The 12,539-nt window shown below is 72.1% G+C and carries 13 protein-coding genes and 2 tRNA genes; 7 read left to right on the top strand and 8 right to left on the bottom strand.

Annotation, left to right across the window (positions count from 1 at the left end; genetic code table 11):
• Window positions 1–15: 15 nt before the first annotated feature.
• The 4 genes from gor to rpiA form a co-directional block, all read right to left on the bottom strand.
• Window positions 16–1,413 carry a glutathione-disulfide reductase gene (gor, locus tag BM430_RS11415; RefSeq protein ID WP_093567378.1) on the bottom strand — a complete coding sequence of 466 codons (1,398 nt, stop codon included), beginning with the start codon at window positions 1,411–1,413 and terminating at the stop codon, window positions 16–18.
• A gap of 5 nt (window positions 1,414–1,418) precedes the next feature.
• Complete coding sequence (locus BM430_RS11410) at window positions 1,419–2,639, bottom strand: O-antigen ligase family protein (RefSeq protein WP_244539443.1); 1,221 nt, start codon at window positions 2,637–2,639, stop codon at window positions 1,419–1,421.
• Window positions 2,636–3,187, bottom strand: a complete 552-nt coding sequence (locus tag BM430_RS11405; RefSeq protein ID WP_093567377.1) for a DUF2059 domain-containing protein — start codon at window positions 3,185–3,187, stop codon at window positions 2,636–2,638. Before BM430_RS11405 ends, BM430_RS11410 begins: the two co-directional genes overlap by 4 nt.
• A 63-nt stretch (window positions 3,188–3,250) precedes the next feature.
• On the bottom strand, window positions 3,251–3,961 hold the full coding sequence (gene rpiA, locus BM430_RS11400; protein WP_093567376.1) for a ribose-5-phosphate isomerase RpiA: 711 nt from the start codon (window positions 3,959–3,961) through the stop codon (window positions 3,251–3,253).
• 232 nt (window positions 3,962–4,193) lie between these two features.
• Between rpiA and BM430_RS11395 the strand changes: the two genes are divergently transcribed.
• The gene (locus BM430_RS11395; protein ID WP_093567375.1) at window positions 4,194–4,730 is read left to right on the top strand and encodes a hypothetical protein; all 537 of its coding nucleotides are present in this window, start codon (window positions 4,194–4,196) and stop codon (window positions 4,728–4,730) included.
• Window positions 4,730–5,029, top strand: a complete 300-nt coding sequence (locus tag BM430_RS11390) for a hypothetical protein (RefSeq protein ID WP_093567374.1) — start codon at window positions 4,730–4,732, stop codon at window positions 5,027–5,029. The genes BM430_RS11395 and BM430_RS11390 overlap by 1 nt, the downstream gene beginning before the upstream one ends.
• A 36-nt stretch (window positions 5,030–5,065) precedes the next feature.
• On the opposite strand, the gene BM430_RS11385 is transcribed toward BM430_RS11390, so the two are convergent.
• Entirely contained in the window at window positions 5,066–5,476 is a 411-nt protein-coding gene (locus BM430_RS11385) for a hypothetical protein (RefSeq protein ID WP_093567373.1), read from the bottom strand.
• 229 nt (window positions 5,477–5,705) lie between these two features.
• Here BM430_RS11385 and gph point away from each other — a divergent pair, with 229 nt between their 5' ends.
• A complete protein-coding gene (gene gph / locus BM430_RS11380; protein WP_093567372.1) occupies window positions 5,706–6,404 on the top strand; it encodes a phosphoglycolate phosphatase in 699 nt (232 codons plus the stop codon).
• A 235-nt stretch (window positions 6,405–6,639) separates the two neighbouring features.
• On the opposite strand, the gene BM430_RS11375 is transcribed toward gph, so the two are convergent.
• The 3 genes from BM430_RS11375 to BM430_RS11365 all read right to left on the bottom strand — a co-directional run bounded on the left by BM430_RS11375 (window position 6,640) and on the right by BM430_RS11365 (window position 8,808).
• Window positions 6,640–6,714 (bottom strand) — tRNA-Val (locus BM430_RS11375).
• Window positions 6,715–6,842: 128 nt separating this feature from the next.
• A tRNA-Val gene (locus BM430_RS11370) sits at window positions 6,843–6,917 on the bottom strand.
• Window positions 6,918–7,017: 100 nt separating this feature from the next.
• Window positions 7,018–8,808, bottom strand: coding sequence for an ABC transporter ATP-binding protein/permease (locus tag BM430_RS11365; protein WP_093567371.1), 1,791 nt, complete (start codon window positions 8,806–8,808; stop codon window positions 7,018–7,020).
• A gap of 379 nt (window positions 8,809–9,187) precedes the next feature.
• Between BM430_RS11365 and BM430_RS11360 the strand changes: the two genes are divergently transcribed.
• The 4 genes from BM430_RS11360 (at window position 9,188) to BM430_RS11345 (ending at window position 12,527) form a co-directional block, all read left to right on the top strand.
• Window positions 9,188–9,820, top strand: coding sequence for a 2OG-Fe(II) oxygenase (locus BM430_RS11360; protein ID WP_093567370.1), 633 nt, complete (start codon window positions 9,188–9,190; stop codon window positions 9,818–9,820).
• 126 nt (window positions 9,821–9,946) lie between these two features.
• Window positions 9,947–10,801 (top strand): hypothetical protein, encoded by an 855-nt coding sequence (locus BM430_RS11355; protein WP_093567369.1) that lies wholly within the window; start codon window positions 9,947–9,949, stop codon window positions 10,799–10,801.
• Between the two features lie 270 nt (window positions 10,802–11,071).
• The gene (locus BM430_RS11350; protein ID WP_244539442.1) at window positions 11,072–11,956 is read left to right on the top strand and encodes a ParA family protein; all 885 of its coding nucleotides are present in this window, start codon (window positions 11,072–11,074) and stop codon (window positions 11,954–11,956) included.
• Window positions 11,946–12,527, top strand: coding sequence for a hypothetical protein (locus tag BM430_RS11345; RefSeq protein ID WP_093567367.1), 582 nt, complete (start codon window positions 11,946–11,948; stop codon window positions 12,525–12,527). The genes BM430_RS11350 and BM430_RS11345 overlap by 11 nt, the downstream gene beginning before the upstream one ends.
• Window positions 12,528–12,539: the final 12 nt, after the last annotated feature.

The raw sequence follows: 12,539 nt of genomic DNA, 5'->3' as shown, positions 1-12,539 counted from the left end.
ACCTCAGAGCTGCCCTCAGCCCACCGCCACCGGCTGCTTGACCACCGACGGCGTGCGCATCGTCACCAGCTCCTCGCCGGCGGTGGGGTGGACCGCGATGGTGCGGTCGAAATCGGCCTTCTTCGCCCCCATCGTCACCGCGATGCCGACCGCCTGGATGATCTCGCCGGCATCGTGGCCGAGCACGTGGACGCCGACCACCCGGTCGCTCGCCCGCTCGACGATGATCTTCATCAGGATCCGCTCGTCGCGGCCCGACAGGGTCGCCTTCATCGGCCGGAAGCGGGCCTCGTAGACGTCGATCTCGCCGCACAGGCGCCGCGCCACCTCCTCGCCGTGGCCGACGACGCCGATCTCCGGGGTCGAGAACACCGCGGTCGGGATCAGGTCGTGATCGACCGCCCAGGGCTTGCCTCCGAACACCGTGTCGGCGAAGGCGTGGCCCTCGCGGATCGCGATCGGGGTGAGGGCCGCGCGGTTGGTGACGTCGCCGACGGCGTAGATCGAGGTCGCGGCGGTCTGCGAGAAGCGGTCGACGGGGATGGCGCCCTCCGCGTCGAGGGTGATGCCGGCCTTCTCCAGCCCGAGGCCGGCGACGTTCGGGCGCCGCCCGGTCGCCACCAGCACCTGGTCGACCAGGAGTTCGCTGCCGTCGCTCAGGGTGGCACAGATCGCGCGATCGCGCCGGTCGAGGCGGTGGACGGTGCTGTTCAGGCGCAGGTCCATCCGCTTGGCGTAGGCCTCGCCGAGGGCTTGGCGGATCTCGCCGTCGAAGCCGCGCAGCAGCCGGTCGCCGCGGTGGAGCAGGGTGGTGCGGGTGCCGAGGGCGGCGAACACGCCCGCGAACTCGACCGCGATGTAGCCGCCGCCGACCACCAGGATGCGCTCGGGCTGCGTCTCCAGCTCGAACACCTCGTTCGACGTGATGGCGAGCTCGGCGCCGGGGATCAGCGGCTCCTTCACCGGATGGGCGCCGACCGCGACCAGGATGTGGCGGGCGCGCACGCGGGTGCCGGCGCGCACGAGGCGCACCGTGTGGGCATCCTCGATCACCGCCCGGTCGGCCACCACCTCGACGCCGGCCCGCATCAGGTTGGTGGCGTAGATGCCCTCGAGCCGCGTCACCTCGGCGTCGCGCCGGGCCTTCAGGGTCGCCCAGTCGAAGCGCGGGGTGCCGACCTCCCAGCCGAAGCCGGCGGCGTCCTCGAACTCGTCACTGAACCGGCCGGCATAGACCATCAGCTTCTTCGGCACGCAGCCGCGGATCACGCAGGTGCCGCCGACCCGGTACTCCTCGGCGAGCTGCACCTTAGCGCCGTAGCCGGCGGCGATGCGCGCCGCCCGCACTCCCCCGGAGCCGCCGCCGATCACGAACAGGTCGACGTCGAAAGCCTGATCTCGGGTCTCGGTCATGGCGGTCACCGCTCGTTTGTTCGATCTTGTATCTGATAATGCAGGGCGCGCAGCCAGGCGATGGCCGCGCCGACGCCGGCGGTCCACCAGGCCTGCCAGGCGCCGTGCTCCACGAAGGCGACGATGCCCGCCGCCGCGAGGAGCGCGAGCGCGGTGCCGCGGGCGAGCCCGCTCCAGCCCGCGAGCGCGCGCAGGGTCAGGACCAGGACGAGGCCTGCGAGCGTCGCGCCGACGAGGCCGAGCTCGGCCCAGACCTGGAGGAAGCTGTTATGCGGGTGCCCGACCGCCAGCATGAAGCGCATCTCGGGCTCGATCCGCTCGGCCACCGGCGCGTCCTGGAAGCGCCCGGAGGTGCCGTAGCCGGCCCCGCGCCAGGGATCGGCGGCGACCGCCGCGCCGAAGCTGCGGGCGATGGCGACCCGGGCCCGGGTGCTGCTCCCGGCGAGCCGCTGATGCAGGGCGTCGGGCATGGTGCGGGCCAGAAGATCGCCCTCGACCGGTGCCAGCACCAGCGCCCCGAGGAACGCCGCCCCGGTGAGGTCGATCCCGGCGCGGGCGGGCAGCCAGCGCAACGCGCCGAAGGTGAGGGCGCCGGCGGCGAGCCCCAGCACCGTCGCGCCGCTGACCGAGCGCCAGGCCGCCGCCGCGAAGACGGCGACGGTGAGCGCCGCAAGGGCGCGCCGGCCGCGCGCCGCGAGGAGGGCCGCGAGGGGAAAGATCAGCAGCATCCCGGTCAGGAGCGGCCGGTTGAACGCGAAGGCGGCGACACGCTGGCCCAGGGCCTCGCGAATCACGAGGCCGGAGGCGAGGTCCGCGATCACGTAGAGGCAGGTCGCGATCAGGATCCAGGCCGCCGGCCCGGCGACGGAGGCCAGGTGCGGCGGCGCGAGGCGCGCCACCAGGTAGGCGCCCAGCAGCGCCGGGAGGAATTCCGACAGGGTGCGCAGCGACAGGCCGGGCAGCGGGCTCCAGGCGAGGCTCAACCCGCACCAGCCCAGGAAGGCGAGGGCGGCGATCCCGACGGGCGTCGCGAGCGGCGCGACGAGGAGCGGCCGCAGCGGGCGCCGGGCCGCCAGGCTGCCGGCGAGCAGCAGGAGCCCGGCGAGGCCGACCACCACCGGGCTCGACCGGTTCGCCACGGCCATGCAGGCCGGCAGGGCGGCGACGACGATCGCGCCGAGACGATCGAGCCCGGTTGCCCGCTCGCCGGCCGTGCGGGCGGTCACTGAAGCTGGTGGCCGCGCTTGCCCATCTCGGCCCGCACCCGGACCATCATGTATTCCGAGACCTCCTGGGTCCAGGTCTGCATCGCCTGCACCATGTCGTCGAGCACCTGGGGCTGGGTCTCGACGTAGCGCTTGCCCGAGGGCGAGCGGAAGAAGGCCGCGATGTCGCGCAGTTCCGCCTCCGTGAGCCTCGTGGCGTAGATGCGCGAGGCGACCTCGATGATCCGCTGCTTCTGCAGCTCCAGCTCGGGCTGCATCTTCTCGATGACCTCGGCGAGGTCCTTGGTCAGCTCGGGCCGGGTGACCGCCGCCTGCTTGATCTGCTCGCCGAAGGCCGGAAGGATCGAATCGAAGGAGCGGGCGATGCCGGAGGAGAGCATCACCTCCTTGGCGAGCGCGAGATGGCTCGGGGTGATGGCGGCACCCTGCGGCGCGGCGGGAGCCGCCGGGGCGGCCGGAGCGGCGGGCTTCGTCTGGGCGAGGGCGGGACCGGACAAGGTCGCGGCGAGGAGGCCCGCCAGGAGGACTCGGGAACGGCGCGGGGACATCGGTTTGCTCCGGAAGTCGGCGCCCGTGCGGGGCGGCCGTGACGAGGATGGGGGACGGGTGCGTCAGGCCGCCCCGAGGGTGACGATGCGGGGCTGGCCGTCGGCCGCCTCCGCGACGATCGCGCCGGTGGCGAGCCCGATGAACAGGCCGTGCTCCACGACGCCCGGCACCGCCACCAGGGCACGGGCCAGAGCGTCCGGATCGGGGATGCGGGCGAGGGCGGCATCGAGGATCAGGTGGCCGCCATCGGTGAGGAACGGCGCCCCGTCGGCGCCCTGGCGGATCGCGAGGGGGCCGTCGCAGCCATTCGCGCGGATCGCGGCCGCGACCGCCCGGGTGGTGGCGCCGAGGCCGAAGGGCACCACCTCGATCGGCAGGGGGAAGCGGCCGAGCGTCTCGACGCGCTTGGCGCCGTCGACGATGACCACCATGCGCCGGCTCGCCGCCGCCACGATCTTCTCACGCAGGAGCGCGCCGCCGCCGCCCTTGATCAGGCGGAGCTGCGGGTCGATCTCGTCAGCGCCGTCGATCGTGAGGTCGAGCGCGGGGGCGTCGTCGAGAGTCGTGAGCGGGATGCCGGCGGCCTCGGCCGCCTTGCGGGTCGCCTCGGAGGTCGGCACGCCGACGACCGAGAGCCCGGCCCGGACCCTCTCGCCGAGCAGCTCCACGAACACGGCCGCCGTCGAGCCGGTGCCGAGGCCGAGGCGCATGCCGTCCTCGACCAGCGCGACCGCCCGGGCGGCGGCGGCGCGCTTGAGCTCGGCGGGGCTCAACGCCGGCCTCCGCGGAATGGACGGATCTGGGACATCGGCTCGGTGCCTCGGTTCGTCTCTCTCGTCCGCCGTGACATCACCGTTGAGGCAATAGCAAGGCGGACGGGGGCGCCCTGACGGCCGGCCCCGCTCATCGAGAGGCCCCCTAGCACGCGACCGGGGGAGGCGGAAGCGGCCATCCGGCCTCGCCCGGGCCCGATGCCGGTGCTAGAGAGAGCCGACGAGGGAGACCATGATCGACGCCGCGATCATCGACCTGACGCATCATCTCAGCCGTCAGCCGCCGGCCATCGTCTCGCCGTACCTCGCGGCGCAGGCGGCCACGACGGCGCGCGCGTCCGAGCGGCTGGTCCGCGATGCGGAACGGTGGAACGCCGACTGGGCGCGCGACGCCGAGAGGCAGGTCGATGCGCTCCGGCTTCGGCTGGAGACGGGGCCGGTCACCGCGCAGGATCTTCGCCAGCTCGACCGGCTGATCGACCTGCTCACGGAGCAGACCGACACCCAGGCTGCGACCTTCCGAAGCCTTGAGAAGCGAACCCGGCGGTTCCTGAAGCAGGTGAAGGCGCGAGCACCCCAGGATGCCGCACGGCTCGCCATCGAGCGCGACCGCTTGTTCGCCGCCTATGCGCGGTCCTGTCTGATCCGCTTCGAACTCGTCCTGGCGCTGCGCGCGCTCCGCGCGGGCCACGATCCCGCGGCGCAATCCGGCCCGGTCTTCACCGATCCAGCCGCGCTCGAAAAGTACCTGCGCGCACCAGCCGCTTGATGGTGGCGCTCCGGCTATCGGACCGCTTCCGGGAGCGGCTCGCCCTGCTGTCCGAGGGGCGGCGCGAGCACGTCATCAACCGGCTCATCCGATTCCAGCGCGATCCGCAGGAGAAGCAACTGCGGCTGCGTCCGCTGCGCTGCGCGCCTGGCCACTTCCTGATCGACAGCGCCCGCTACGACCGAATCGTCCTACGGACGGACCTGATCGACGGCGAGACCGTCTACACCGCCGTCGATTGCGGCAGGCACGAGATCATCGAGGATTGGGAGCGGGCCGCCAAGCCGCGCTCGACGTGACCCGTCTCAACTCCACGAGCCCGCCGCCCGAATGGCTTAGGGCTTGCCCGAAGCGGCCGGCGCCGCGCTGCCGGCATTGCCCTGCGGCGTGCAGACCACGGCGTCGTCGAGCACGTAGCAGATGCTCATCGCGCCGGTGCGCTGGTTGACCCGGAAGACGCCGGCCTCGCGCAGGTGGCGCGAGGCGACGAGGCTGTACTCGGAGGGGGCCTGCGGCCCGGCGCCCTCGCCGGGGCCGAAGCACAGGGTGGTGCCGATGGTGTTCTCCTGCAGGCCGTACTGGCAGGAGATGACCTCGCCGGTCGCCTTGTCGACCCGGTAGACCCGGTTGAGGTCGGCCTGGGGTGCTGGCACGAACTCGTAGGACGCGGCCTGCGCCGCGCCCGCGACGACCAGGCCCGCCGCCAGACAGGCGATCCTGATCGGGTAACCCGTTCTCCCGCGCATGGCGCGCCGCTCCTTGAACCCATCGGGGCGACCGACCGCACCGTCGCGGCAGGCGGCTCGCCCATCTCGCGCTGTTATAGCTCGCTTCCGCTTGTCCGAGGCTTGTTGTCCGAGGCTTGCCGCGTCCCGAACGGGCCTCGGCTCGGCGGAGCCTCTCCCGGCGCGGGTTCCGCCCCGCGACGCCCGCCTGTATGGGAGACCGTCCCTGCCCCCAAGCCCGCGAGAGCCCATGCCGACTTCCCATCCAGACGCCCTGCCGCCGATCGTCGTGTTCGACCTCGACGGCACCCTCGCGGAGACCGCGGGCGACCTGATCGGCACGCTCAACGTGATCCTGGAGCGGGAGGGGCTGCCCCCGGTGGCGGTCTCGCAGGCCCGGGAGCTGATCGGGGCGGGCGCGCGGGCGCTGATCCAGCGCGGCTTTTCGGCCGGCGGGCGCGAGCTGACGCCGGACCGGCTCGACGAACTCTTCCTGGTCTTCCTCGCCCATTACGGCCAGCACCTGTGCGACGCGTCGCACCTCTTTCCCGGCGTCGTCGCCTCCCTCGACCGGCTGGAGGAGGCCGGCTACCGCCTCGCGGTCTGCACCAACAAGCCGGAGGACCACTCGGTGCGGCTCCTGGAGCTGCTCGGGGTGAAGGACCGCTTCGCGGCGATCTGCGGGCGGGACACCTTCCCGTACTTCAAGCCCGATCCGCGCCACCTCACCGAGACGATCGCGCGGGCCGGGGGAAATCCGGCCCGGGCCGTGATGGTCGGCGATTCCCGCACCGACGTCGCCACCGCCAAGGCCGCCGGCATCCCGGTGGTGGCGGTGCCGTTCGGCTATACCGACGTGCCGGTCGAGGAACTGGAGCCGGACGTGGTGATCCAGCACTTCGATGCGCTGTACGAGGCGGTGCGACGGCTGGATCGCGGCGCGGCCTGAGACCCGGGTTCGACCGACCTGACACCCTCGATGTCATCCCAGGGCCGCGCAGCGGAGCCCGGGATCCATAACCGCCGACGTTCCCGGACAGGGCTGACACCGTTCCGCTTCATCCTGAACCCCCGGCGGTTATGGATCCCGGGTTCTCGGCTACGCCGAGCCCCGGGATGACATCGCGGGTGTCAGCGGCGTCGAGAACGCCGTCCTGGCTGTCGCTGGTTTCATCGGAAGGGAATGGTGGGCGCGACAGGGATTGAACCTGTGACCCTTCGCGTGTGAAGCGAATGCTCTCCCGCTGAGCTACGCGCCCGACGATCGGTCCCATGCGGGGAAGATGCGACGCTTGAACAGCGACCGCATCTCGGACCGAACCTCTTCGACGGCAAGATCGCGTGGCGCGGGCCACCAGCAACTCAAGCCGTACAAGTCTCGAAAGGGTGGTGGGCGCGACAGGGATTGAACCTGTGACCCTTCGCGTGTGAAGCGAATGCTCTCCCGCTGAGCTACGCGCCCTGTGAGCCGGCTTCTAGGCGGGGCGACGCAGCGCGTCAAGGCGCTTCGTCGCCCTTATGCTTCGGCGCCTTTGCACTTCGCCGCCCCCGGCCGGGAGCGGCTACTGGGCCGGCATCGCCGCGACGAGGTCCGTCGGCACGAAGCGGCCGTCCTCGCGCCGGGTCATGTCGATCCGGCGATCGTGGAAGGCGGTCAGCGTCGAGCGGTGGCCGATCGAGACGATGGTGGTGTCCGGCAATTCCTGGCGCAGCATGCGGTAGAGCGCGGCCTCGGTCGGCTCGTCGAGGGCGGCGGTGGCCTCGTCGAGGAAGAGCCAGTCGGGCTTCGCCAGCAGCGCCCGGGCGATGGCGAGGCGCTGCTGCTCGCCGAGCGACAGGGCCTGCGCCCACGGCGCCTCCTCGTCGAGGCGGGAGGCGAGGTGGGGCAGGCGGGCCGCCTCGAGCGCCGCACGGATCGCCGCGTCGTCGCGGCTGCCGGCGGGCTCCGGGTAGGTGGCGGCGGCGCGGAGCGTCCCCATCGGCAGGTAGGGCCGCTGCGGCAGGAGCATCAGGCGCGCGCCTTCCGGCGTTGCGACCGAGCCCTCGCCGAAGGGCCAGATACCCGCGATGGCGCGAAACAGCGTCGACTTGCCCGAGCCCGAGGGACCGGTGAGCAGGGTCGTCTCGCCGGGCCGGAACGAGAGGGCGGGGGCCTCGGCGATGCGCCGTCCGTCCGGCAGGTCGAGGGCGAGGCCCTTGAGGTGGAGGCCGCCGCCGCCGGCGGGCAGCACCGAGAGGGCGCTGCCCGCCGCCATCGCGTCGGCCCGGGCCATCGCGGCGTCGAAGGTGGTGAGCCGATCGACCTGCGCCTTGTAGTCGGCCAGCGTCACGTAGAACGTGATGAAGAACGACATCGTGCCCTCGACGCGCGAGAACGCGCCGGCGGTCTGCGTCATCACCCCGAGCGGGATCTGGCCGGCGAAGTAGTAGGGCGCGACCAGGATGTAGGGGATCACCACGTTCACCTGCTGGTAGCTGACCGTGAAGGCGGCGAGCTTCTTGCGGCGGTCGACGATGGCGTAGAAGTTCTGGATCAGCGCGCCGAAGCGCTCACCGAGCGAGGCCCGCTCGGCCCGGGCGCCGCCGAGGAGCGCCACCTGCTCGCCGTACTCGCGCAGGCGGGCCAGCGAGAAGCGGAAATCCGCCTCGCGGCGCTGCTGCTCGAAATTGAGTCCGACCAGGGCCCGGCCGATGCGGTGGGTGAGCCAGGTGACCAGCGCCGAATAGATCAGCGCGCCCCAGACCAGGAAGCCCGGCACGTGCCAGCTCGTCCCCGGCACCGTGAAGGCCGACGAGATGTTCCACAGGATGACCGAGAACGAGATCAGGTTCGAGACCGCCGAGATGAAGCTGATGGTCAGCGACTGGGTGGTCTGGGTGAACTGGTCGATGTCGTCGGCGATGCGCTGGTCGGGGTTGTCGGCCTGGGCGCCGGAGAAGCCCATGCGGTAATGGGTGTTCTGCCCGAGCCAGCGGTCGACGTAGTGCCGGGTCATCCAGGCCCGCCAGCGGATCCGCAGGAACGACTGGATCACGTACTGGATGATCGCGCTCGCGACGTAGACCGCGGCCCAGAGGCAGAACACCGAGAACAGCAGCGACCAGAACGCCGTCGCATCCTTGCCCTGGATGGCGTTGAACCAGTCGCGGTTGAAGTACGACAGGCGCACGTTGATGGCGACCTGAGCGAACTCGATGCCGATCACCAGGACCGCCATGGTGAGCGCGACCCAGCGCTCCTGCATCTGCACCGCCGGCAGCGGCCACAGCCGCACCGTCGTGACCTCGCGGGTGGTGTAATAGGGATAGGCCAGACGCCAGATCTGCAGGAGGGCCTGCTTCAAGCCGTGCATCGCGGTCTCCGGGCCGCCCGGCGGGCGGGCCTCAAGCGGGCCCGCCGGGAGGGCGGGCCGGTGATTCGGTGGCGGTCAAGAGCGCGCCGGGATCGGCAGGCGGCCTTGCGACCCGCCATGGGTCAGCCCCGTGGCAGGACCATGGCGCCGTGGCCGTTGCAAGTTAAACCCCGTTCACCTGCGGCAGGGCGGCACTCCGGCACGCTCGCCGAGACGTGAACGCGCCGTCGTCACCGCCGGCGGTGCCCGCTGTCAGACCAAATGCCGCGGTGCCCCGCCGCCGCCGCAATCCGCCCCGATGGTCCCGTGGTTTCCGGCAGGCCGCGGGATGCGCGGCCGCGGAACAGCCGCCGCCTGACCTGACGAGTGCGATCATCCCATGTCGTCCCTCTCGATCCTCGACGTCGACGCCGTGCGCGCCGCCCCCGTCTCGCACGACCCCTACCATTACTTCCTCGGCCGGCAGGTTCTGCGATCCGAGGCGATCGCCGACCTGAAGCGCGACTTCCCGGCGATCGCGAAGCCCGGCTATCTCACGGTCGACGAGGTGCAGCTCACGGGCCGCTTCAAGGACCTGATCGAGGAACTCGAGAGCGACGACTTCTCGCGGGTGCTCGGCGAGAAGTTCGGCCTCGACCTCGTCTCCTGCCCGCGGCTCACCACGATCATGCGCCGCTCGCAGCCGAAATACGGCGCGATCCACACCGACGGCCCCTCGAAGGTGATGACGCTGCTCGTCTACATGAACGACGAGTGGGACGCGCCGGAGGCCGGGCGCCTGCGCGTGCTCTACGACGGCGAGCGGTTCGAGCCCTACGCGGTCGAGGTACCGCCGACGATGGGGACGATGTTCGCCTTCCTGCGCGCCGACAATTCCTGGCACGGCCACCGGCCGTTCGAGGGGGAGCGCCGGGTGGTGCAGGTCGCCTGGGTCAAGGACGCGGCCGAGCTGGAGCGCAAGCGCAAGCGCAACCGCACGGCGCAGTTCCTGAAGGGCATTTTCGGCCGTTAGGACAGTGTCCGGCGGGAGACACCGAGGATTTCGCTGCGCGCCGGGCCCCGGGACCCATGTCCACGGGGTTCGCGCGCGCTCTAAGACTTGACCGCCGGCATCCGCCGGGGGACGCTTGGGGGCATCATGAGGGCGTTTCACCGCGCGGGCCTTGTCGCGGCCGGCCTGTTCGTGCTGGCCGGGGCGGCCTGCATGCTCGGGCCGGGCCGCGCCGTCGCGCAGTCGGACCTCGAGATGCCCGCCGACCCGCCGGTCCTGTCGAAGCCCTATCGCTCCACGATCCCGATCTACCGCCGCCGTCCGCCGCCGGACGCCGTGCCGCCGGAGGCCGGCCAGGCGGGCGGCTGGCGCGAGCCGCCGGGCCGGATCGGCGCCCGCGACGGCGCATCGCAGGAGGGCGCCGCGGCGTTGCGGGACGCGCCGTCGGAATCCGGCTTCGGCCCGGTAAAGGCCGCGCCGGCCCATGACCTCGCGCCCGATGACGATCCGGAGGAGCGCTCGCCGGTCCGGGCCGCGACGGCGCCGACGAAGCGGGAGCTGCGCGAGGAGGCCCGCCGGGAGGGCGGGCCCGAGACCCGCGCCGCCGCGCGCCCCGCCCCCGTGCGGGAGACGCCGCGCCAGGCCGAATCCCGCCAAGTCGAATCCCGCCCGACCGAGACCGCCGCCGAGGACGACGAGGAGGAGGCCGCGCCGGCCTATGCGGGCGTGTGGGGGCCGAGCAGCGCGGCCTGTGCCCGCAGCCGCTCCGCCCGCCGCGGCTTCCTGCCCGCCGTGATCCGGCCGGGAAGCGCACGGGCCGGCAAGACCCTGTGCCAGTTCCGCGACCGGCGGCGAGACGGCCGCACCTGGACCGTGACCGCCGCCTGCCGCAGCGCCGGCCGCAACTGGACCTCGCGGGTGCGCCTGACCGTGGCGGGAAGCCGGCTGACCTGGGCGTCCGAGCGCGGCTCGGCCACCTACACCCGCTGCTCCGGCGGCTGAGGCTGCAGGTCGGTGGGGACAAGTCGGCGGGGACAAGCCGGCAGGCACAAGTCGACGGGCAAAACTCGACAGGGACGAGACAGTCGACGGGAAACAAACTGCAACCGGCCTTGACTCCCCGCAAACACCGGTGGTGGAAAGGGGACCCGCCGTGAAGAGACCCCCGATGGCCCCGTCAAGCCCGCCCGCCGCCTCGCCGCGGCGGACCCGCGTTCCCTCCCTGCGGCCGGGCTCGCGCGCATGACCGGCAAGCGCGTTCCGGGAAAGCTCGTGGCTGTCGCCAACATGAAGGGCGGCGTCGGCAAGACCACCAGCGTGGTGATGCTCGCCGACGCGCTCGCCGCCGGCGGCGCCTCGGTGCTGGTGATCGACCTCGATCCGCAGGCCAGCGCCTCGGTGTGCTTTGCCGGCGACGGGATCCTGGCCGAGATGATCACCGGGGGCCGCACCCTCGACTATTATCTCGGCCTGCGCATCGTCGACCGCGACAAGGCCGCCCTGCCGGACTTCATCCGCGATTACGTCTCGAGCACCACGCATCTGGGCGAGCCGCTGCCGATCTCGCTCATCGCCTCCGGCCCGTCGCTGCGCATCGTCGAGCGCGAGATCATCTACGCGCTCACCAAGCGCAAATACTCGATGCACGCCATCGAGGGCCACCTGTGGAAGCTGTTCCAGGAGGACTTCGTGCCCCTGCGCGAGCAGTACGACTACGTGCTGTTCGACTGCGCGCCGGGCATCTCGCCGATGACCGAGGTGGCGATCCGGGCGAGCGACCTCGTGGTGGTCGCCTGCATCTCGGACTTCCTCTCCACCTACGGCCTCAAGGCGTTCTACGAGACGATCTGGGGCGTCGGCAGCGCCTCCGAGAGCATGCTGGCACCCCGGCGCCCGCCGCACGTGCTGATCACCCGCTGGCAGAACACCAAGCAGCAGGCGACGACCTACGCCACCCTGCAGGAGAGTGCCGCGGCGGAAGGGGCGCGGTTCCGCCTGTTCAAGACCCGCGTGCCGCAATCGGCGGCCCTGGCGAACGCGCTGACCCTGGAGTATCAGACCTTCGCCAACAAGTATCGTGACCAGACCCGCGACCTGATCGGCGAGGTGATCACGCCGGTGGTGACCGAACTGAAGGAGGCCCTGGATGGCGCTTGAGATCGACGGCCTCGCGGTCCTGTGCGCGATCGCGGAGGCGCCGCAGGCGTTTCCGGCGATCCGCAGCGACGTCACCAAGGCCGCCCACGCCCTGGTGACGAAGCAGCTGAAGGCCAAGACCCTCGACCTGGCGGGGCTGCGCGCGGTGCGCGAGGCGCTGGGGCCCCAGCCCCTGGCGCTGATCGTCGACGGGCTGAAGGACGCCGAGGTCAAGGCCCTGGTCACCCGCCTCGACAAGCATCACCCGGACCTCAAGGACGGCCCGGCCGTCGCGCATCGCCGCCACCTGATGGCGATCGCCGCCGACCTCGACCCGGTCGCGAGCCCGGCGGCGAAGCCGAAACCCGCGAAGGCGCCCGCCAAGGCACCGGCGAAGCCGAAGCCCGCCGCCAGGGCGGTCGATGCGGCGTCGGCCGAACCTGCGGCCGCTGCGGCATCCGAGCCTGCCCCGCCGTCCCCGGCTCCCGCGAAGGCGCGTACGCCGGCCCGCGGCAAGCCCGCCCCCGCCGACGCGCTCGCTTCAGCGGCGATGGCTGCTCGCCCACCGCGGAGGCCCAGGCAGCAGGAGTGATCGGGTCTGCGC

This window comes from Methylobacterium sp. 174MFSha1.1, assembly GCF_900116815.1.
Classification (GTDB): Bacteria; Pseudomonadota; Alphaproteobacteria; order Rhizobiales; family Beijerinckiaceae; genus Methylobacterium.
This window is presented reverse-complemented; position numbering and strand designations above follow the sequence as displayed.